Here is a 21152-nt window from a genome sequence, read left to right as displayed (position 1 = left end):
CCTCAAGAGCGAGCGCCATCCGCCCCCTGAGGAGCAAGCTTGCGAGCGTCACGAAGGGACGCCGGCAGTCCATGCGACACTCCACAATTCACATCGACGAACCTGTCGGACGGCCACGATATGATGACCGATTGGATCACCGTCCGAATGGCGAAAACCCTTGCAGCACAGAAATATACCCCCAAAAAGGGTTGTGTTCGAACACCTGTTCGACTACTCTTGGGGCATGCCACTCGACACCCTGCTCCCCGCCCTGCGAGACCTCACCATCACCTCGGACGCCACCGGCCGCGAGGTCTACGACACGACCAAGATCCTGATGGGTCTGCGCAACGTGGTCGACCACCAACTCGCCGTCCACGCCGGTGCGCTGGACCGGTTGGGAGTGGCGCGTCAGACCGGCGGCAAGACCCGAGCGTTGCTGATCGAGATGGGTGCCGCACCCACAGTGGCGGACCGGTGGCTGCGCATCGCCGCCGCCCTGACCACCCTGGAACGGATCGCCGCCTACAGCGGGGACGGGGTCTTCTCCGGAGAACACATCGACGCCCTTGTCCGCGGGATGGGGCACATCGAGAAGAGATCGCCCGAACCGTTGAGCGAGGTGTCACGGATCGAACACCAGTTGGCGTTGCTTGCCCAAGCATTCTCTGGGGCCACCCCGCGCGAGGTGCTCGACACCGCCCGCAAGCTCGGCAATCAGATCGCCGACGAGCAGGGCGGTGTACCGGCCGGTGAAGACCGCACCATCAACGAGTGGACTTCCAAACCCACCGACGACGGCCGGTTGGAGGTACACGCGAACCTGGACATCGTGATCGGGGAGAAACTGGTGTCGGCCATCGAATCCCTCGCCGGTAAACGACCCGAACCCGACGGATCCGAAGACGCCCGCAGCGCCGGGCAGCGCCGGGCCGACGCGTTGGAGATGATCCTGGATGCCGCCGGCCACGCCAACAGTTCGGGGGTCGCGGACCTGGTGGCCGTCCCGAAAACCCATCTGAACCTGACGGTGCCCGTCGACACCCCCGATGCCGCGTCCCTGCAGTGGCTGGGGCCGATCTCGCAGACCCTGGCGAAAACCCTGTCCTGTGATGGCACCGTGAGCGCGGTCATCGTCGACGGGGAAAAGGTGCCGTTGGACATGGGACACCCGCAACGCCTGTTCACCCACCATCAGCGCAGAGCGTTGATCATCCGCGACCACTGCTGCGTCAAATGCGGTGCGGCAGCAGGATATACACAGTGCCACCACATCACCCATTGGGCTGACGGGGGGCCCACTGACCTGAACAACGGCTGCCTACTCTGCACGTCGTGTCACGCCCAGGTCCACGCCTCCGGCTGGGACATCGTGATGGGCGCCGACCGGCACCCCTGGCTGCTGCCACCGGTGGAACAGGACCCGAACCGCACCCCGATACCGGCCTACAACAGGCGCACCATGAAACTCGACGACGTCGCCGCCTGACCCGCAGGCCGGACCCGCAGGCCTGCCCCAAAGCCTGACCCCGAGCACACCGAGAAGAACCGACCAGCAGCACGACCTGACCCGACCAGTTGACCCGACCAGACCACCCCGGAACTCCCGGGACGCATGTACCTTGAAAACTCCATAGTGTGAAACCCGGTGTGCCCGCCGGAGCGGGATCCAGCGGGCACACCCGGGACCGTTTCGTCGGCACGGCGGACAGAGAACACCGTCCGAAGACTCCCGCTCGGAGACCGGATTTCTTCTGGGCCCCTCGGCAATTCGCCGCTGAATTCGTCGGATCAGGGGCCGGAATCGCCGGGCGTCGACGAAGCGGGCGCACTCGGCTCCGACGACGCCGACGGCACCGGCGACGCAGACGGCTGCGCCGGCAGGGGCACCGCGCCGGGCGGTGCACTCTCCGTCTGCTCGACCCGGCTGCGGAAGGAGTCGTCGGTGATCACGTCGATTCCCTCGATGAGCCACCGGCCGTCACGTTGCACCATCGCGAAGGTGAGCCGACTGGGGTCGACACGCACCAGATCCTTGCCGCCGCGCGTGACCGACTGATTCATGAAGATCAGCACCGTCGAGGTGTCCTCGGTGTTGGTGACCACCCCGGCGTCCTGGATCGTCACATCCGACACGACCTGCTGTTTGCGAACCTCGGCGACCAGGTTGTTCTTGGTGACGAGGTCCTCGTAGGTCGGCTTGGCATCACCGGTCAACACCTGTTTCGACTGCGCCACATGCTCTTCCACGTTGGACGGGTTGTAGCCGAACATGGTGGTGGCATATTCCCGGGCGGCCGCCAGCGACGAGTCGCGGGCGTCCTCGATGCCGCGCGCCTCGACGTAGCGATAGCCGAGAAACCCGGCCGCGCACGCCGACGCGAACGCGACGACGACGAGCACCACGACCACCAGCCGCCGCCCGCTCAACGCCATCACGTCACCCACTCGAAGTTCGTCATCTTCAGATCCCCGTTGATCCGGGTGATCTGGACGCGCCACCGGAAGGTCTGCACGATCGTCTGCTCGCCGGGTTTCTCCGGTTGCATCTGCCATCCATAGACCAGGATGACGGTGCCCTCGTCCGGCGTCGCCTCTGTCACGGCGTCGGAGATGACGGTGGACTTCGTCTCGATGTTCTGGTCACGCACCAGGCTGATGGCCTGCTGCATAGAGGCCTGCATCTGCTGGTGGGCGCGACCACTTGTCTTGTCCTCCATCGTCTTCATCGCCTCGTCGACGTTGTCGGGGCTGAGGCTGGTCAGGTCCACCACCATCTGCCGCGCGAACGTGGAGTACTCCGCACGCAGATCCCGCTTGTCGTCGAGCCGGCCGATCCCGAGAGCGAACAAGACCGACGCGACGAGACACGCGACGATGACGATCGACAAGACACCCACGCCCACAATCATTTTGGCCGAACCGGGACGCGACCCGCGATAGCGGACGCGACCGCCCGCCTCGTCGCCGGCTGATTCCACCACCCCCCGACGACGCCTGCGCTCCCGGTAACCCAGATCGCGTTCGACGTCCTCGGGTTCAGGCACCACGGTGGACGTACCCCCAGACGGCTCGTGGGCCGTCTCGGCCGTCTCTGCCCCCTCGGCCGTCTCCGCCCCCTCGGCGGTCTCCGCCGCATCCGCATCCGCAGCCGACGATTCCCCCGCGATCTCCTCGCCGACGTGAACAGCCTCGGCCGAGGCGTCGGCTGGTGCCTGCTCGACGTCGACGGTCGGCACGTCGTCGTCGCCCTTCGCCGCGCGCCGCGACGAACGGCGCAACGGAGCCGAGCGAATCGGCGGCCCGCTCATCCGTCCACGGTCCGGGTTATCAAGCTCTGCCATGTGCTGTCGTGTCCTTGCGAATCCTGCCCGGTACCGGCGTTGTACGTCTTGCCATCCGGTCCGATGAAGTCTCCCGACCTCGGATCGTACGTGGTCGCGTAGACGGCGGGCCCGGGCTCGTGGTCGGACGGGGTGCCCGGGGTTACGTATCCGGCGGGCTCGTTGGGCAGCTTCACGCCCGGAAGCCCGTTGGGGAACGCATCGTTGGTCTCGGGCAGCGGCTGGTAACCGGTGCGGCACTCCTCCGGGGTCGGAGCCCGACGACCCGGGTACTCCACGCACGGATAGTTGCGGGCACCGCGCACCGCGACCTGTGCGTTCTGCGGGACCCGGCACAGCAACCCCGGCGGCAGATCGCGCGGCGTCTGGGCCGACGGGAACCGCCAGTCCGACCGCGGCAGGAACCCGACGGTGCACGGCGGCGGATCCTGGAAGCCCAGCGAGAACTCGACGCTGGGCCCATAGCGTGGATCCCCCGCGTTCAGGGCCGTCAACAACGCGTCGATCAGCCGCGGATAGATGACGAGCACCTGCTGCAGATTCGGCAGGTAGACCGCGAGCGTCTTCGACGACACACCCAGATTGGAGATGAGCATCGGCAGCGTGTCGTTCATCGACGCGAACAGCTGCTCGGATTGGGTGGCGGTCGACGGCCCCTTCTGCAGGATGTCGGTGATCTCCGGATTGTCGGCGCGCAGTTGGTCGGTCACCTTCGTCACGTCGGCGGTCCAGGCGCGGATCTCGTCGGCGGTGGCCGACTGCGTCGCCAGCAGCGGACCGGCTTGGCGGACGAGGTCGATGGTCACCGCGGAGTTCTTGTCGGCGTCGTCGACGAGCAGGATCATCGAGTCGATCAGGCGACGCAGATCCTCGCCGGTGCCGTTGAACGCGATGAACGCCTCGTCGATCACCGCGCGCAGCTTGGTGTCGCCGACCTTGGCGAGCAGTTGGTCGGCCTGGTCGAGCATCGAGGCGATCTCCACCGGCACGTCGTCGCTGGTCACTGTCGAACCGTCGTGCAGGTAGCCGCTCGGGCCGTCGGGCCGCGGCGTGAACTCGACGTACTGTTCACCGACCGCGGATACGCTGCGTACCGCCGCGTCCGACGACGCGGGGATCTTCGCGGAGTCCTCGATCGACAGTTCGGCGCGCACACCGTCGGAGGTGAGGTAGACCGACGTCACCTTGCCGACGTTGACGCCCCGGTAGCTGACGTTCGCGTTCTGGTAGAGCCCGCCGGTGCTCGGCAGGTCGAGGTGCACCTGGTAGCGGCCGATCCCGAACATCGCCGGGATCTTGATGTAGAAGACACCCATCGCGACCATCGCGATGACGGTGACGATCGAGAAGATGATCAGCTGGATGCGGACGAAGCGGGTGATCTTCATCGGCCGCCCTCCTGGACGCCGCCGGGCAGCACCTCGGTGGCCGGGACCGGGTCGATGCTGTCGGGACGGCGCTCACCACCGGGCTGCAGCGGCGCGGTGAACGGGTTCATGCCCTGCTTGGCCGCACCCGCCGGGCTGCCCGTCACTCCCTCCGGGCCGACCACGCCGACCGAGCGGAAGATGCTGTCGTTGAGTTTCTCGAAGGTCAGGTCCAACAGCAGATCGGAGTTGACGTAGTCACCCTTGACGATGGTGGGGATCGACTCCTCGAGGAACGGGAAGGTCAACAGGATCTTCAACGACGCCGGCAGCGCGGGTCCCGCCTCCGCGAGTTGGGCGAGCACCGGATTCAGGTTCGCCACGATCGTCTCGATGTCGCGGCTGTTGACGTCGAGGACGTCGTTGGTGGTCTCCGACAACCTGGCCAGCGAGTTCAGCGCGGTGACGAACTGTTGGCGCTGATCGTTGAGCAGCCCGAGGATCTTCGGTGCATCGGCGAGCGCCTTCTCGACGGTGGGGGTCTGTTCGTTGATCGTCGTGGTCAGCCGGTCGAGCCCGTCCATCGCCGCGATGATGTTCGCCGTCTGGCCGTCGAGGTCGGCGACGAGGACGTTGAGCTTCTCGATCAGATCCCGCAGGGATTGCTGGTGCCCGTCGAAGATCGCGCTCATCTCGTGCACGATGTCCCCGAACTGCGACAGCCCGCCGCCGTTGAGGACCACCGACAACGCGCTGAGCACCTGTTCGGTGGTCGGGTAGGCACACGCGGGAACCTGCTGGGCCGACGTGATGTCGGCGATCGCCGGACCCATCGTCGGTGCCGGCAGATTCGGCGACTCGGGGCAGTCCGGCAGCGGGATCTGATCACCGGGCGCCAGGTAGCCGTCGGAGGTCGCCGGTTCGATGATCGCCAGGTGCGACGAACCGAGCACGCTGGTCATCCCCACCATCACGTGGGAACCCTTGGGGACCTTGGTGCCCGCGTTCAGCCGGATCGGCACCTCCGCATTCCAGTCCTGCACACTGATCCGCCCGACGCTGCCGACGGTCACGTCGTTCATCATCACCGGCGCGTTCGGGACGAGCCCGGCCGCGGACGGGATCACCGCGCTGATCTGATACGACCCTGTGTCGGTGCCCTCCGCGCCCGGCACCGGCAGGCTGTTGATACCCGGCAGGCTGCAGGCCGCGGCGGCGGCCACGACGACGAGCATCGTCAGCAGGATCCGGAGATGACGCATCAGCCCTCACCTCCCCACGGCACCAGCAGGTCGCCGAGCGCGCCGCCGCCGTTGTCGCGGCGGGTCTGCGCGTCCTGCGCACGGATGCCGGCCTTCGCCCGCGCTTCCACGCTCGCATTCTGGTAGGTGATCTGGTCGGGTGTGGCGTTGATGCCGTTGACCGGGTTGGACATGAACGGCGGGTACGCGACAGCGATCGTCGACAGCATCGGTGCCAGTACGTCGACGCAGTGCTCCACGTCGGCCTGGCTCTGCCCCGGCCGGTTGTTGGCGTCCATCGTCCCGCAGAGCAGGGTGATCAGATTGTTGCCCATGCCGAGGCCGAACACCCCCGACAGCGACCCGGTGAGCGGGTTGTAGATGTTGTAGAAGTTCGCGAGCTGGTTGGGCGCCGAGTGCAGCAGACCCCGCACCTGTGCGTCCTTCTCGGCGAGGATCGCCGTGGTGTCGGCGAGGCTGCGCACCGATGTCGTCAGCGCGTTCTGATTCTGGTCGATGAACGTCTGGATGTCGCTCATCGCCGAGTCCAGGTTGTGCAGCGCGCCGTCGAGGGCGTCGGTGTTGTCGGCGAGAACGTCGCCGACCGACGCGAGGCGCCCGTTGAACTGGACGAGCTGCTCGTGACTGGTCGACAGCGCGTCCGTGAGCTTCTGCAGGTTGCGGATCGTCGCGAACAGGTCACCCCGCCCCGCCGACAGGGTGCCCATCACGTCGGAGAGTTCGGTGATCGACTCGTTGATGGCCGCGCCGTTGCCGGCCAGGTTCTCGTCGGCGACGTCGATGGCGCGCGCCGCCGATCCGGGTTCGGCGCCCTGAGGGCCGATCGCCTTGGTGAGGTCGGCGAGCTGTTTTTTGACGTCGTCCCATTCCATCGGCACGGCCGTGCGTTCCATCGGGATGGTGCCTCCGTCGCCGAGCTGCGGCCCACCGGCATAGACAGGCGTGAGCTGGATGAATCGTCCGGAGACGAGACTCTGGGCGACGATGACGGCGCGCGCGTCGGCGGGGATCGGCGTGGAGCGGTCGACGTCGAGCACGACCTTGACGTCGGCCTCCCGCGGCGTGATCGATGCGATGTGACCGACGTCGACGCCGAGCACCCGCACCGGGTCGCCGTGGTAGAGACCCGTCGTCGACGGAAAGTAGGCGGTGATCGATTTGGTGGTGGCCCGCTGCACGCCGAACCAGATCGCGGCGACGGCCAGCGCAACCAGCACGACACCAGCCGTGACCTGCCAGAATCGCCTGCTCGGTCTCATCTCAGCCCCCCGCCCGCGGTGTCGTGGTCGGTGGCGGTGTCGGATTGGTCGGTGGACTCGGCGACGGCTGCGCCGGCCTGGAGCCCGCCGGTGGTCCCTCGCTCCACGCGTTCGGCAGCAGCGGGAACCCGCTGTACTGGAAGGCCCGCCACGCCTCCGGATACTTGCGCTGGAGCACCTTCAAGAAGGTGGCGGTGTAGTCGCCGAAGGTGCTGACGCCCACCAGCGAGTCGAAGTTCGGGCCGTTGGAGACCGCCTCGCCGAGTGCGTTGGCGTACGGGCCGAGCCGGTTGAGGGTCTCCTTCAGGCTCTGTTCGTTGTCGGTGAGGATCTTCAGCACGCCGTCGAGCTTGGTCAGCACCGGGGTCAGCTGGGCGTTGTTGTCGGCGATGAACCCGGAGATCTGCGCGGACACGTCCCGGGTCCCGGTGATCAGTTCCGCGATCGCGGCACGCCGGAACTGCAGTTCCCCCATCAGCGAGTTGGCGTCGAGAAGCAGTCGGTTGATCTGCTCGTTGCGATCGCCGAGGATCTTGGTGACGCCGTTGGCCTTGGCGAGGAGTTCCCGCAATGCATTGTCGCGGTCGGCGACCGCCTTCGACAACCGCGCGACACCGTCGACGGCTCCGCTGACCTCGTCCGGGGTTTCGGAGAATGTCACCGACAACGTGTCGAGCGCGGTGCTGAGCGCGGCGGTGTCGGTCTTCGACAGCGTGCCGGTCGCGTCGTCGAGGGCGTCGGTGAGCGAATACGGCGCGACGGTGTTCTCGTTGGGGATCGACTGCCCGGGCCGGATCCGGCCGATGCCCTCCGGGATGACGGTGAGGTTGCGCCGGCCGAGCACGGTCTCGGTCTTGATCGCCGCCCGAGTGTCGATGCCCATCACGATGTCGTCGCGCATCCGGAAGGTGACCGCCGCCTTGGTACCGCGGTCGGTGGACGCGAGCGCGATGCCCGTCACGGTGCCGACGTCGATCCCGGCGACCATGACGATGTCACCGCTGACCAGGCCGCCCGCGTCGTCGAAGTAGGCGGTGTAGCTGCTGATCGGCGACAGGTAGGGCAGCTTGTCCATCTGCAGCGCCACGACCACGACCATCGACGTCACCACGACGCCGATGACGCCGAGCTGGGCGCGGCTGCGTCCGCCGCGCTTGGTTTCGCGGGCGACGTCGGCCTCGTCGGATTCGCTGCGCCGGCTGAAGAACAGGCCGCTGAACGGGAAGGATCGGGTCATTGCGGGGCGCACCTCCCGCCCGCCTTGGTGGTGTCCCCCATGACGTCGTTGGAGGTGAAGTAGTACTGTTTGCCGCCCGGCCCGGTCACCAGCAGCCGGATGCGGCAGAAGTAGATCTGCAGCCACGCCCCGTAGCTGCCGAGGTCGGCCAGCATCTTGTAGTCGGTGGGCAGCCGCGGCAGCAGGGACCGCAGATAGGGTTCGGCGGCCAGCAGCGAATCCGAGGTCTGCCCCGTGTTGGCAATCATCTGCTGCAGGTCGGGTCGTGTCGTCTGCAGCAGATCGGCCAGACCGGTGGTGACCTGCGCGGTCTGGGTGAGCGCGTTGCCGATGGTGCCGCGTTGCGCGGACAGGCCACTGACCAGCCGCTGCAGCTGACCGATGCTGGTGGCCAGGCCGGTGCGGTCACCGTCGAGGGTGCCCAGTGTGGTGTTCAGGTTGTCGATGACCTCACCGATCAGCTGGTCGCGGTCGGCGAGCGCGCCGGTGAACGACGCGGTGTCGGCGAGCAGCTTCGACAGAGCCGGCCCCTGGCCCTGGAACACCGCCACCAACGAAGCCGACAGTTCGTTCACCTCGTCGGGGTTCAGCGTGCGGAACAACGGCTTGAACCCGCCGAGCAGTTTGTCGAGGTCGAGCGCCGGTTCGGTCTGGTCGATCGGGATCTGCGCGCCGGCGGGCAGGAACTCGTCGGTGGCGCCGGCGCCCTGCTGCAACTCCAGGTACCGGTCGCCGGTCAGGTTCTCGTAGCGGATCAACGCGCGCACCGTCGTCGGCAGCCGGTAGGCGCGGTCGACGGAGAACTCCACCTTCGCCTCGTTGTCGCGGGTCAGCGAGACCGCACCGACCTGCCCCACCTCGACTCCGGCGATCTTCACCTTGCTCCCCGACTTCATCGCCGACGCGCTGGTGAACAGGGCGCTGTAGCCGTCCGACCGGCCGGGGCGGTAGTTGCTGAACACGACGACCAGACCGACGAAGACCAGCACCATCACGACCACGAAGGCGCCGAGCTTGATGACGGTCGCGCGGAAGGCGCGTGCACGGTTATCCACGGGGCGGCTCCGTGAACAGCAACTGGAACAACTTCTCCCGATTCACCTTCGGCGTCGTCCGCGGCTGGTAGGGCACGGGCGCGTTGTCGGTGACGTAGAAGTTCGAATGTTCCGTCGTCGTCGGATCGCTCAGGCCGCCCGCGCAGGTGGGGGGACCCGCGGCGCCGACCCGCGGCAGGCTCTGTGGGTAGTGGTAGGGCTCTTTGCCGGGCAGCAGACCCGCGTACAGCAAGAGCATGCCGTTGCGGCCCCCGAAGTACGGCTTCGCGAGCTGGGCCCCGACCGCGGCCGTGTCCAGGAAGCATTTGATGCCGGGTGCCTGATAGCCGAGCAGCTGCGACACCGGGTCGAAGTTGGTCAGCGTCGAGATCAACGTGGCCTTCGACGGCTCGAGGATGCCGTTGATGGTGTTCGCCATGCCGGTGGCATCGATGAGCAGGGCGTCGAGGTTGGCCGCGTTGTCGACGAGCGAATCGCCGAGGTAGGTGAAGTTGTCGACGGTGCGCATCAGGTCCGGCATGGCATCGGCATAGATGTCGGTGGTGGTGGCCGCCTCGCGCAGCAAACGGTTCAGCGCCGGCAGGTACTTGTTCGTCGTGCCCAGCAGCGTGTCGAGCTGCGCGAGGGAGGCCCCGATCTCGGCGCCGTTGCCCTCGAGGGCGGTATCGATGGCACCGACCGTCGCGTTGAGCTTCTCCGGTTGCAGTTCGGCGAGCACGTTCACCAGTTGCTGGAAGACGGTGTTGAGCTCGACCTCCACATGGTCGGCGTCGATGGTCTGGCCCGGCTGCAGCGTGCCCTCCGGCCCCGACGTGGGGACGACGAAGTTCACCGTCTTCGCCCCGAAGATGGTGTTGGACTTGATGTCGGCACCCACGTTGCCGGGAATCTGCGAGATCTGGTCCGACGCGATGTCCAAAGTCAGGACGGCCTGCCCATCCTGCTCGGTGATCGATCCGACTCGTCCGACCTCGACCCCGCGCAGGCGCACCTTCGCGTCGGTGGTCATCACCAGTCCGGCGCGCGGGGCGACCAGCGTGACCTGCTCGGTCGAGGCGAACCAGCCGAGGAACTGTCCCGCCGCCGCAGCGATCACGGCGACCAGCGCGGTGACCATGATCACCGCTGCAGATCTGCGGACCGTCTTGCTGCGTTCCTGTCCTCTGGCCATCGCGCTACCCCGCCAGGTTGAACTTGCCGTCGGCGCCGTAGATGGCCAGCGACGTGAGCAGGGTGATGACGACGACGACCACCAGCGACGCCCGCACCGCGTTGCCGACCGCGACGCCGACGCCGACCGGGCCGCCGGACGCGTTGTAGCCGTAATAGGTGTGGATCAGCATCACCGCGACGGCCATGGCGATGGCCTGCACGAACGACCACAGGATGTCCGAGGGGATCAGGAAGGTGTTGAAGTAGTGGTCGTAGACGCCCGGAGACTGCCCGTAGAGGTACACCGTCGCGAACCGGCTCGCGAGGAACGACGCCAGCGACGCCAGCGCGTAGAGCGGGATGATCGAGATCAGGCCCGCGACGATGCGGGTGCTGACCAGGAACGGGATCGACGCGATCGCCATCGTCTCCAGCGCGTCGATCTCCTCGCTGACCCGCATGGCGCCGAGTTGCGCCGTCGCGCCCGCGCCGATCGTGGCGGCCAGCGCGATGCCCGAGATGACGGGCACCGCGATACGGACGTTGATGAAGGCGGAGAAGAAGCCGGTCAGTGCCTCGACACCGATGTTGGCCAGCGAGCTGTAGCCCTGCACGGCGATCGTGCCGCCGGTGAACAGGGTGAGGAAGCCGACGACGACGACGGTGCCGCCGATGAGCGCCAGCGCGCCGGTGCCCATGGAGATCTCCGCGATGAGTCGTAGCGTCTCCTTCTTGTACTGCCGCACGGCCCGCGGGATCGCGATGATGGAGTCCCAGTAGAAGAGGGCCTGATCACCGATCTGGTCCCAGTCCTCCCCCGCACGCTTCATGGCGACACGGGCGTTGAGGAACCGGGTGGTGAACGGAAGAACCATCGATCAGCCCGCCGTCACCTTGAGCCCGACGGCGGTGACCACCACATTCACGACGAACAGCGCCATGAACGAGTACACGACGGTCTCGTTGACGGCGTCACCGACGCCCTTGGCGCCGCCCCGGACGTTGAGTCCCTGATAGCAGCCCACCATGCCGGCGAACAGACCGAACAGCGCCGCCTTGACCATCGAGATCATCAGTTCGCCGAAACCGGTGAGGAGGGTGAGGTTGGCGATGAACGCGCCCGGGTTCACGTCCTGCAGGAAGACCGAGAACATGAAGCCGCCGCCGATGCCGATGGTGCAGACGAGGCTGTTCAGCAGCACCGCCACCCCGGTCGACGCGATGATCCGGGGCACCACGAGCCGGTGGATCGGGTTGATGCCGAGCACCTTCATGGCGTCGATCTCTTCGCGGATGGTGCGTGCGCCGAGGTCGGCGCAGATGGCGGTGGCACCGGCACCCGCGACGATGAGCACCGTGACGATGGGGCCGATCTGGGTGATCGTGCCCAGCGCGGCCCCCGCGCCCGAGAGGTCCTGTGCACCGATCTCGCGCAGCAGGATGTTCAGGGTGAAACTGACCAGGACGGTGAACGGGATCGCGACCAGCAGGGTGGGCACCATCGACACACGGGCGATCGCCCAGGACTGTTCGACCGTCTCACGCCACTGAAACGGCCGGCGGAACAGCTCTCTGGTCGACTCGACCCCCAGCGAGACGAAGTCCCCAACGCCCGCCATCGGCGTTGCGAGCTTGTCTAACAACAGCACTCCTCACCCCCCGGGGACGCATCCCGTCGCTACCGCCGCCCGACCTCACGTCGCTGCGCTCCCCCCGAAGCACACCGCGAACCTATCACGCAGCCTGTCTGTCTCCGGTCAGTTGACCAGCCCCGTGGCGGAGAATGATCGGGTGGCGTCCCGATCGGCGAAGTAGCTGGTCAGGGTCTTCGCCAGGTCGTTGGCATCCCATCCGTCCCCGACGGCGGTGAAGGTCTCCTCGATGGTCGGCGCAGCCATCAGCATCACCTTGGGACCATAGACCACGAACAGCTGCCCCGTGATGCCATCGGCGTCCGGTGACGCCAGGAAACAGACCAGCCGGACCACGTGTTCCGGCGAGAGCGGGTCGACCCCGTCGGCCGGCGGCTCCCCGAACACCCCGGCCGTCATCTGGGTTCGTGCGCGCGGACAGATCGCGTTCGCCCGCACCCCATAGCGTCGCAGCGCGCGCGCCGCCGACAGGGTCAGCGCGGTGATACCCGCCTTGGCCGCCCCATAGTTGGCCTGCCCCTCCGGACCGAGCAGACCCGCCTCCGACGACGTGTTGATCAGCCGGCCGTAGACGGGACCACCCGCCTGTTTGGACGCTCCACGCCAGTGACTCGCGGCGTTGCGGTTGAGCAGGAAATGCCCGCGCAAATGGACCCGGACGACCAGATCCCACTCGTCGTCGGTCATGTTGAACAGCATCTTGTCGCGCGTGATACCCGCGTTGCTCATCACGATGTCGAGTCCGCCGAGGTCCTCGGTGGCGGTCCTCATGATCTGCGTCGCGGTGGCCGCGTCCGAGATGTCACCTTGAACCGGGACGGCCCGCCCACCGTCGGCCGCGATGACGTCGATGACGTCGCTCGCGTCCAGCGATGCGGCGAGATCGTTCACGATCACGGTCGCGCCTTCGGCGGCCAGCCCGATCGCCTCGGCCCGCCCCAGGCCCGCACCGGCTCCGGTGACGACCGCAATCCGCCCGTCCAACGACCGACCCACGTCGCGTCCTCTCCCGAGATTGAAAACTAGAACCTGTTCTAGCATGAAACGCGCGTGGACCCAAAGACGTTGCTCAGATCGGCACGGCGGACCTCACTCGAGCGACAGCGCCGACTTGGGGCAGGACGCCACCACCTGACGCAACTCCTCCTCGCGTTCGACCGGCACTTCTTCCTTGAGAATCACCAGGTAGTCGTCATCGTCGAGGTCGAATACGTCCGGGGCCATGCCGACACACACCGCGTTGGACTCGCACAGGTCGAAATCTGCCTTGATCCGCATACCGATACTCCTTCTCCCGTCGGTCGGTCTGGTTGACGGGCCGTGTTCAACAGGTTAGAACGTGTTTCAGAAGTTGGCGAGCGCCCGTCCGCCGTGGCATGGCTGCCCGCAGCGATGAAACCCCCGTCCTTCCCCATACTCCCATTCCCACCGATCCGTACACGCCCAGGACACGGAGACCCGATGCACATCGCATACACCGATCAACAATCCGCCCTCCGCCACGAGCTGCGGCACTACTTCGCGGCGCTGATGACCGACGACCGTCGTGCGGCGCTGCGTGGTGGTGACGGCGAACTCGGCGAGGGCGACGCCTACCGCGACGTGGTCGCGCAGATGGGCGCCGACGGCTGGCTCGCCCTGGGATGGCCGACCGAGTACGGCGGGCAGAACCGCTCGATGATGGACCAGCTGATCTTCACCGACGAGGCGGCGATCGCCGGGGCCCCGGTCCCGTTCCTCACCATCAACTCGGTGGCGCCGACGATCATGCACTACGGCACCGAGGAGCAGAAGGCGTTCTTCCTGCCCCAGATCGCGGCCGGACAGCTGCACTTCTCCATCGGCTACTCGGAGCCGGGTGCCGGCACCGACCTGGCCGGGCTGCGCACCACCGCGGTCCGCGACGGCGACTCCTACATCGTCAACGGGCAGAAGATGTGGACCAGCCTGGTCGCCTACGCCGACTACATCTGGCTCGCCTGCCGCACCGACCCGTCCACCCTCGAGCCGGGCGGCAAGAAGCACAAGGGCATCTCGATGCTCATCGTGCCGACCGACGCGGAGGGTTTCAGCTTCACACCGGTCCACACGATGGCGGGTATCGACACCAGCGCCACGTACTACTCCGACGTACGCGTGCCCACCTCGGCCCTGGTCGGCGAGGAGGGCGGCGGCTGGCCCCTGGTGACCAATCAGCTCAACAACGAACGCGTCGCGCTGTGCAGCGCGGCGCCGATCCAGACCGCGCTGCGCGAGACCATCGACTGGGCCCAGCACACCAAGACCGGGGACGGGCAACGGGTCATCGACGCGCCGTGGGTGCAGACCAACCTGGCGCGCGTGCACGCCAAGGTCGAGTTCCTGAAGCTGATCAACTGGAAGATCGCTTCCGCGGCCGGCTCGGGTGAGGCACCCAGCCCGGCCGACGCGTCGGCCACCAAGGTGTTCGGCACCGAGTTCGCCACCGAGGCATACCGGCTGCTGATGGAGGTCGTCGGACCCGCCGCCACGCTGCGGCAGGGATCGACGGGCGCGCATCTCAACGGCCGGCTCGAACGTTTCCAGCGGACCTCGCTGATCCTCACCTTCGGTGGCGGCACCAACGAGATCCAGCGCGACATCATCGCCATGCTCGCCCTGCACCTACCCGCGGCGCGCCGATGATCGGCGTCCACCGCCACCCACAACGAAAAGGAGCCACCGACCATGGACTTCACCCTCCCCGAATCCGGCGACGACGTGCGCGGTCTCGCCCACGACATCGCCACGAAGATCAGCACCCCCGAGCGCGTCGCCGAACTCGAGGCCGCCGACGCCCCGATCGACGAGACACTGTGGCATGCACTCGGGGCCGCCGGACTCCTCGGTCTCGAGGTGCCGTCATCGCTCGCCGACAACCGGGGCGGTGACCTGACCGCCATCGAGAACACCGTCGTCGCCGACGAATTGGGCCGTTACCTGGCTCGGGTGCCGTTCGGCATGCATTCGATGGTTGCGCTGCCCGTCATCGCCGCGCGGGGCAGCGACACGCTTCGGGACCGGACGCTGGGCGCCGCGGCAGTCGGAAATCTGGTGATCACCATCGCGTTCACCGAGGACCTGAGTAGCGACCCACTCGTGCCGTCGACGCTGCTGTCGTCGACGGCCGGCCGGCTCGAGGTGTCCGGGACCAAGGTCGGCGTGCCCTACGCCTCCGCGGCTGCGGCGATGCTGGTCAATGCGATCGGCCCCGACGGCCCGGTCGCCGTCGTCGTCCGGGCCGACGATCCGGGTGTGCGCATCACGCCCACTCCGGTGACCGGCAAGATCCCGTCCGCACAGGTCGATCTCACCGATGTTCCGGCCGAGATCCTCGCCGGCGGCACGGCCGCGGTCACCGACATCGCCGACCGGGCGATGCTCGCCGTCTGCGCAGAGCAGGTCGGAATCGTGTCACGGGCGCTGGAACTCACCGCCGAGTACGCGCGTGAACGCGAACAGTTCGGCCGTGCGATCGGGTCCTTCCAGGCGGTGGCGCAACGACTGGCCGACGGCTACATCGACGTCCAGGGGCTGTCGTTGACGACGACGCAGGCCGCGTGGCTGCTGTCGCGGCCCGACGACGACACCGCGGCCGCCGACACCGAGTTGCACACCGCGATCGCGACGGCGAAGTTCTGGGCGGCCGAGGCCGGACATCGCATCGCACACACGACGGTGCACGTCCACGGCGGTGTCGGACTCGACACCAGCCACCCGGTGCACCGATACTTCCTGCGCGCCAAGGAGAACGAGTTCGCGTTCGGGTCCGCGCCCGCGATGCTGCAGACCATCGGCGCCGGACTCGCCGCCACACCCGCCTGATGTTCCCCATGCCGGCCGACACCGCTGGGGACACGGTTGCGTCGCTGCTGCCGTCGCTGAGCGAGATCGACGATCGAGGGCTCTGGTTCGAGGGCGAGTTCACCTCGTGGCGTGCACATCTCGCTCGTGAAACCGTCGACCGCGTGGCGCGCACGACCGACGAGGTGGTGTGCACGACCGACGGATGGGTGCGCACGATCGACGGCGCGGCGCGCACGGTCGACGAGGGCGGGATCTCCTCCGAGAGCTACACCGACGTCGTCAGGGTGGCGTTCATCCGTGCCACCGCGCGCTCGTATTCGTCGACGAGGTCGGCGATGAGGTCCGCGACGGGAGTGATCTCGTTGCAGCGGCCGACGATCTGACCCGCGGGCATGGCGACCACGTCGGGATCGTCGGCACGCGAGATCCGGGTGTGCGCCTCGGCGACGAGCAGGTTCTGCAACGGCATCGGCAGCGCTTCCGGCGCGCCGGGCGCATCCCACGCGTCGGTCCACCTCGTCTTGAGCAGCCGGGCGGGTTTGCCCGAGTAGATGCTGCGGCGCACGGTATCCCGCGACGTCGCCTTGAGCAGAGCCTTCTGCACTGTCGACGGCCCTTGCGCATCCGGCTCCATCCCGAGCCGGTACTCGGCCGCCGTCAGCCAGTACGTTCCCATCCAGACCCCCTGCGCGCCGAGGGCTATCGCTGCCGCCATCTGCCGCCCGCTGCCGACGCCACCCGCCGCGAGCACCGGGGCCTCGTCGCCGACGGCGTCGACGAGTTCGGGCCACAGGATCATCGACGTCACCTCGCCGGTGTGCCCGCCACCCTCGTAGCCCTGGGCGATGACGATGTCGACGCCGGCGTCGACATGGTGGCGCGCATGCTCTTTCGCGCCGGCCAGTGCGGCCACCAGTACGCCGTTGTCGTGCGCGAGCTGGATGACATCCGCCGGCGGCGATCCGAGGGCGTTGGCGATCAGCTTGATCTGCCCGTACTTTCGCGCGTGTTCCATCGCGACGTCCACGTGCGACCGCGCCACCGAATGCAGCCAGCCCAGCACACCGGCGTCCACCCGCTCGCCGTTCGGCAGCGGCGGCACCCCGAGATCGTCGAGGACACGTTCCACGAAAGCCTTGTGCTCGGGCGGGATCATCGACGCGAGGTCGGTCTTGCTGCCCTCGGTCGGGATCTTCGCAGGCATCACCACGTCGACGCCGAACGGGCGCCCGTCGGTGTTCTCGTGCATCCATTCGAGAGCGTCGTCGAGCTCGTCGGTGTCGTTGAATCGGACACAGCCGAGCACCCCGAACCCGCCGGCGCGGCTGATCGCCGCGGCCACGTCCTGGCTCGGGGTGAACCCGAAGATCGGGTAGTTGATGCCGAATCGATCGGCGAGTTCGGTATGCATGTCAGTTCCCCTCCGGAGTGATGAGCGCCTCGTCGGCGGGACGCTCCTGGGTGATGCCGGCACCCCACCGGTAGTCGGGTTTGCCCGCCGGGGACCGCTTGATCTCGTCGACGAACCAGACGCTGCGCGGACATTTGTAACCGGCGAGTTCCTTGCGGACGACGTCGTTCAGCTCGGCGAGCGAGGGACGCACACCGTCACGGGTGGCGACGACCGCGGCCACACGCTGTCCGAACCGGTCGTCGGGGACCCCGACGACGACGGTGTCGAAGACGTCCGGATGTGCCTTGAGCGCACCCTCAACCTCCTCGGGGAACACCTTCTCGCCGCCGGTGTTGATCGACACCGAACCCCGACCGAGCATCGTGATGGTGCCGTCGGCCTCCACCCGGGCAAAATCGCCCGGCAGCGAATACCGAACGCCACCCCACTGTTTGAACGTCTTCGCCGACTTGTCCGGGTCGTTGTGATAGCGCAGCGGGATGTGCCCGCTGCGGGCGAGCATCCCGACCTCACCGCTGCCCGGCTCGACGGGGGTGCCGTCGTCGCGCAGTACGTGGGCCTCGCTGTCGGCCTTCACCCGCGGCCCGCCGGTGTGCGGGGTGCCCTTCGCGACCACACCCAGCCCGCCGAACCCGGTCTCCGACGACCCGATCGCGTCGATGACGACGGCGTTGGGAAAGCGGTCGACGAACTGTTCCTTGACGCTCGGCGAGAACAGCGCCGCCGACGACGCGATCGACAGGACGCTCGACAGGTCGTAGTTGTCGTTCTCCGCCAACGCGTCGATCATGGGACGTCCCATGGCATCTCCGGTGATGAAGATGACGTTCACCCCGTGCCGCTCGACGATCTCCCACACCAGGTGTCCGCTGAACTCGGGATAGACCACGGCCTTGCCCCCGCCGAACAGCGCCTGGAACACCGCCCACTGCGAGCCACCGTGGATGAACGGCGGGATCGGGAACCGGACGAGTTGACCACCGGCCGCACCCTCGCGCGCGAGCTGCCATTCGTCGGCCACCGGCGTGCTCGTGTACCAGTCGATTCCGCCGCCCAGCACCCGCCAGACATCGACCTGCCGCCACACCACGCCTTTCGGCCGTCCGGTGGTGCCGCCGGTGTAGAGCATGTAGAGGTCGTCGTCGGTGCGCGCCTCGAAATCCCGCTCGGTCGACGACCGGGCGATCGCGTCCTCGAAGCGAATGGCACCGGCTTGATCCCCGCAGTCGGGGTCCGCGTCCGACCCATCCTCGATGACAATCCGATGCCTGATCGACGGCGCCTTCGGCAACGTGTGGCACACCCGATCGGTGTACCGCCGTTCGTGGATCAGCACCGACATCTCCGAGTCGGCAAAGATGTGTTCGAGCTCGTGCTCCACATACCGGTAGTTGACGTTGACCATCACCGCCCGCGCCTTGAAGATCGCAACCATCGCCTCGACGGCCTCGACGGTGTTCCGGCTGTACAACCCCACCCGATCCCCCGGCCGCACACCGAGTTCACGCAACGTGTGAGCAAGCGCGTTGGACCGCGCCTCGAGTTCGGCGTAGGTCCGCGACACCCCCTCGGATTCGAGGGCGACGCGGTCGGGCACGAGATCGACGGCATGCTCGATCAGGTCGGCAATCGTATAGGCCATGGCATCAAAATTAGAACGTGTTATCGTTTTGGGCAAGGAGCAATCACGCACGATTTCGCGAGGGACGACGATGACCACAATTGCCGGTTCCGGCCCTGACACCGACCGGTCCCCGGATTGCCTCGTCGAGCAACGCGGCCACGTCCTCATCATCACCATGAACCGCCCCGAGGCACGTAACGCGCTGTCGGCGGAGATGATGGCCATCATGGTCGAGGCCTGGGACCGGGTCGACGACGATCCCGACATCCGCGTGGCCGTGCTCACCGGCGCCGGCGGCGCCTTCTGCGCGGGGATGGACCTCAAGGCGATGAACAAGAACTCCCCGGGCGACACGGTCGATCAGGGGACGTGGAATCCGGCGAGCCTTCCGGCCCTGCTCAAGGGCCGCCGCCTGACCAAGCCGCTGATCGCCGCGGTCGAGGGCCCGGCGATCGCGGGCGGCACCGAGATCCTGCAGGGCACCGACATCCGCGTCGCCTCCGAGAGCGCCAAGTTCGGGGTGGCCGAGGCCCGCTGGGGCCTGTTCCCGTTGGGCGGCAGCGCCGTTCGGCTGCCGCGGCAGATCCCGTACACCGTCGCGGCCGACCTGCTGCTGACCGGGCGGCACATCACCGCTGCCGAGGCGAAGGAGTACGGACTGATCGGTTACGTGGTGCCCGATGGTTCGGCCCTCGACAAGGCCCTCGAGATCGCCGACACCATCGCCGCCAACGGGCCGCTCGCGGTGCAGGCGATCCTGAAGACGATGCGCGACACCGAGGGTATGCACGAACTCGACGCCTTCGAGGTGGAGTCGAAACTCGGCATCGCGGTGTTCAAGAGCAAAGATGCCAAGGTGGGCCCGAAGGCGTTCGCGGAGAAGCAGACCCCGAGGTTCACCGGTCAGTGACATCGACATCCCGTCACGAAGGGGGACGATGAAGGTCTGGACGGCACTGTTCGGGCCGCAGGACGCCGCAGTCCGCGCCCGCAGCCTGTACGAGCGGGGCGTCGGCGGGGTGTTCACCTTCGAGGGCCCGCACGATGTCTTCACCCCGCTCACCTTGGCGTCGGCGGTCGACGGACTCGACCTGATGACCAACGTCGCTATCGCCTTCCCGCGCAATCCGATTCACGTGGCGCATCAGGCCCATGACCTGCAACTGCTCAGCGGTGGCCGTTTCCGGCTCGGGTTGGGCACCCAGATCCGCACGCAGATCGAGAAGCGGTTCGGCGCCGAGTTCGACCATCCGGTCCGCCGGATGACCGAGTACGTGGCCGCGCTGCACGCGATCTTCGACTGCTGGCAGAACGGTACCCGCCTGGATTTCCGGGGCGAGTTCTTCACCCACCGCCTGATGACCCCGACCTTCTCGCCGGGACCGAATCCGTTCGGGCCGCCACCGATCCTCGTCGGCGCGCTCGGCCCGCGCCTGACCCGGGCGGTCGCGTCGTCGGCGGACGGCCTGCTGGTCATGCCGTTCACCACCGACCGGTTTGTGCGGGAGGCGATGCTGCCCCGGGTGGACGCCGGTCTCGCCGATGCGGGTCGCGCGCGGGAGGACTTCGCCGTCATCCCGGAGGTGATCGTGGCCACCGGGCTCGACGACCCCGAACGCACGATCGCCGACGACGCGGCCCGCCGGCTGCTCTCCTTCTACGGCTCCACGCCCGCGTATCGGCCGGTGCTCGAGCTGCACGGGTGGGGCGATCTGCAGACCGAGCTGAACCGGTTGTCCAAACTTGGACGCTGGGCGGAGATGGGCACGCTGATCGACGACGACGTACTCGACACCTTCGTCGCCCGCGGTACCCCCACCGAGGTGGCGCAGAAGATCCGCGCGCGGACCGCCGGGGTGGCCGACGAGGTCGGTCTGTACCAGGCGTTCCCGATGGCCGACGACACGCTGGCCGCGCTCGTCGGCGAACTGACCGCGGACCCCGGCGTTTGACAGCCGCGGACGGGCGGCGCAAGGTCG

20 protein-coding genes are annotated in these 21152 nt (G+C 67.4%); 6 read left to right on the top strand and 14 right to left on the bottom strand.

All coding sequences use genetic code 11. The features are described 5' to 3' along the window. Window positions 1–226: 226 nt before the first annotated feature. A complete protein-coding gene (locus GORHZ_RS25770) occupies window positions 227–1471 on the top strand; it encodes an HNH endonuclease signature motif containing protein (protein WP_051999079.1) in 1245 nt (414 codons plus the stop codon). A 302-nt stretch (window positions 1472–1773) separates the two neighbouring features. On the opposite strand, the gene GORHZ_RS25765 is transcribed toward GORHZ_RS25770, so the two are convergent. From GORHZ_RS25765 to GORHZ_RS25710, 12 genes are all read right to left on the bottom strand, one after another. Next, window positions 1774–2430 carry a hypothetical protein gene (locus tag GORHZ_RS25765; protein WP_006338318.1) on the bottom strand — a complete coding sequence of 219 codons (657 nt, stop codon included), beginning with the start codon at window positions 2428–2430 and terminating at the stop codon, window positions 1774–1776. Continuing rightward, a complete protein-coding gene (locus tag GORHZ_RS25760; RefSeq protein ID WP_006338317.1) occupies window positions 2418–3326 on the bottom strand; it encodes an Rv1363c family protein in 909 nt (302 codons plus the stop codon). Before GORHZ_RS25760 ends, GORHZ_RS25765 begins: the two co-directional genes overlap by 13 nt. Beyond that, on the bottom strand, window positions 3290–4714 hold the full coding sequence (locus GORHZ_RS25755; RefSeq protein WP_006338315.1) for an MCE family protein: 1425 nt from the start codon (window positions 4712–4714) through the stop codon (window positions 3290–3292). The genes GORHZ_RS25760 and GORHZ_RS25755 overlap by 37 nt, the downstream gene beginning before the upstream one ends. After that, window positions 4711–5955, bottom strand: coding sequence for an MlaD family protein (locus tag GORHZ_RS25750; RefSeq protein WP_006338313.1), 1245 nt, complete (start codon window positions 5953–5955; stop codon window positions 4711–4713). Before GORHZ_RS25750 ends, GORHZ_RS25755 begins: the two co-directional genes overlap by 4 nt. After that, complete coding sequence (locus GORHZ_RS25745) at window positions 5955–7214, bottom strand: MCE family protein (RefSeq protein ID WP_040533502.1); 1260 nt, start codon at window positions 7212–7214, stop codon at window positions 5955–5957. Before GORHZ_RS25745 ends, GORHZ_RS25750 begins: the two co-directional genes overlap by 1 nt. Before the next feature lies 1 nt (window position 7215). Beyond that, window positions 7216–8451 carry an MCE family protein gene (locus GORHZ_RS25740; protein ID WP_006338308.1) on the bottom strand — a complete coding sequence of 412 codons (1236 nt, stop codon included), beginning with the start codon at window positions 8449–8451 and terminating at the stop codon, window positions 7216–7218. Beyond that, window positions 8448–9506, bottom strand: coding sequence for an MCE family protein (locus GORHZ_RS25735; RefSeq protein ID WP_006338307.1), 1059 nt, complete (start codon window positions 9504–9506; stop codon window positions 8448–8450). The genes GORHZ_RS25740 and GORHZ_RS25735 overlap by 4 nt, the downstream gene beginning before the upstream one ends. Next, window positions 9499–10677: an MCE family protein gene (locus tag GORHZ_RS25730; RefSeq protein ID WP_006338306.1), complete on the bottom strand. Its 1179-nt coding sequence runs from the start codon at window positions 10675–10677 to the stop codon at window positions 9499–9501. The genes GORHZ_RS25735 and GORHZ_RS25730 overlap by 8 nt, the downstream gene beginning before the upstream one ends. A gap of 4 nt (window positions 10678–10681) precedes the next feature. Beyond that, window positions 10682–11533 (bottom strand): MlaE family ABC transporter permease, encoded by an 852-nt coding sequence (locus GORHZ_RS25725; RefSeq protein WP_006338305.1) that lies wholly within the window; start codon window positions 11531–11533, stop codon window positions 10682–10684. Window positions 11534–11536: 3 nt separating this feature from the next. After that, complete coding sequence (locus GORHZ_RS25720) at window positions 11537–12301, bottom strand: MlaE family ABC transporter permease (RefSeq protein ID WP_040533540.1); 765 nt, start codon at window positions 12299–12301, stop codon at window positions 11537–11539. 114 nt (window positions 12302–12415) lie between these two features. Then, the gene (locus GORHZ_RS25715) at window positions 12416–13306 is read right to left on the bottom strand and encodes a 3-oxoacyl-ACP reductase (protein ID WP_006338299.1); all 891 of its coding nucleotides are present in this window, start codon (window positions 13304–13306) and stop codon (window positions 12416–12418) included. Between the two features lie 93 nt (window positions 13307–13399). Beyond that, window positions 13400–13588 carry a ferredoxin gene (locus GORHZ_RS25710; protein WP_006338294.1) on the bottom strand — a complete coding sequence of 63 codons (189 nt, stop codon included), beginning with the start codon at window positions 13586–13588 and terminating at the stop codon, window positions 13400–13402. A 183-nt stretch (window positions 13589–13771) separates the two neighbouring features. Here GORHZ_RS25710 and GORHZ_RS25705 point away from each other — a divergent pair, with 183 nt between their 5' ends. The 3 genes from GORHZ_RS25705 to GORHZ_RS31135 are packed head-to-tail and all read left to right on the top strand — an operon-like array spanning window position 13772 to window position 16518. Then, the gene (locus GORHZ_RS25705; protein ID WP_006338293.1) at window positions 13772–14974 is read left to right on the top strand and encodes an acyl-CoA dehydrogenase family protein; all 1203 of its coding nucleotides are present in this window, start codon (window positions 13772–13774) and stop codon (window positions 14972–14974) included. A gap of 42 nt (window positions 14975–15016) precedes the next feature. Next, window positions 15017–16153 carry an acyl-CoA dehydrogenase family protein gene (locus GORHZ_RS25700; RefSeq protein ID WP_006338292.1) on the top strand — a complete coding sequence of 379 codons (1137 nt, stop codon included), beginning with the start codon at window positions 15017–15019 and terminating at the stop codon, window positions 16151–16153. After that, on the top strand, window positions 16153–16518 hold the full coding sequence (locus tag GORHZ_RS31135; protein WP_157205363.1) for a hypothetical protein: 366 nt from the start codon (window positions 16153–16155) through the stop codon (window positions 16516–16518). The genes GORHZ_RS25700 and GORHZ_RS31135 overlap by 1 nt, the downstream gene beginning before the upstream one ends. Here GORHZ_RS31135 and GORHZ_RS25695 read toward each other — a convergent pair. Next, the gene (locus GORHZ_RS25695) at window positions 16401–17546 is read right to left on the bottom strand and encodes an NAD(P)H-dependent flavin oxidoreductase (protein WP_006338285.1); all 1146 of its coding nucleotides are present in this window, start codon (window positions 17544–17546) and stop codon (window positions 16401–16403) included. The two genes, GORHZ_RS31135 and GORHZ_RS25695, sit on opposite strands and share 118 nt — an antisense overlap. A gap of 1 nt (window position 17547) precedes the next feature. Further along, the gene (locus GORHZ_RS25690) at window positions 17548–19191 is read right to left on the bottom strand and encodes an acyl-CoA synthetase (protein ID WP_040533499.1); all 1644 of its coding nucleotides are present in this window, start codon (window positions 19189–19191) and stop codon (window positions 17548–17550) included. Between the two features lie 70 nt (window positions 19192–19261). On the opposite strand from GORHZ_RS25690, the gene GORHZ_RS25685 reads away from it, so the two are divergent. Both GORHZ_RS25685 and GORHZ_RS25680 read left to right on the top strand, forming a co-directional pair. Further along, window positions 19262–20083 (top strand): crotonase/enoyl-CoA hydratase family protein, encoded by an 822-nt coding sequence (locus GORHZ_RS25685; protein WP_006338283.1) that lies wholly within the window; start codon window positions 19262–19264, stop codon window positions 20081–20083. Between the two features lie 28 nt (window positions 20084–20111). Continuing rightward, window positions 20112–21125: a TIGR03617 family F420-dependent LLM class oxidoreductase gene (locus GORHZ_RS25680; protein WP_006338282.1), complete on the top strand. Its 1014-nt coding sequence runs from the start codon at window positions 20112–20114 to the stop codon at window positions 21123–21125. The last annotated feature ends 27 nt before the right edge of the window (window positions 21126–21152 follow it).

It is taken from the genome of Gordonia rhizosphera NBRC 16068 (genome assembly GCF_000298195.1).
GTDB classification, from domain to species: Bacteria; Actinomycetota; Actinomycetes; order Mycobacteriales; family Mycobacteriaceae; genus Gordonia; species Gordonia rhizosphera.
The sequence above is the reverse complement of the archived record's forward strand: the minus strand, read 5'-3'. Positions and strand labels throughout refer to the sequence as shown.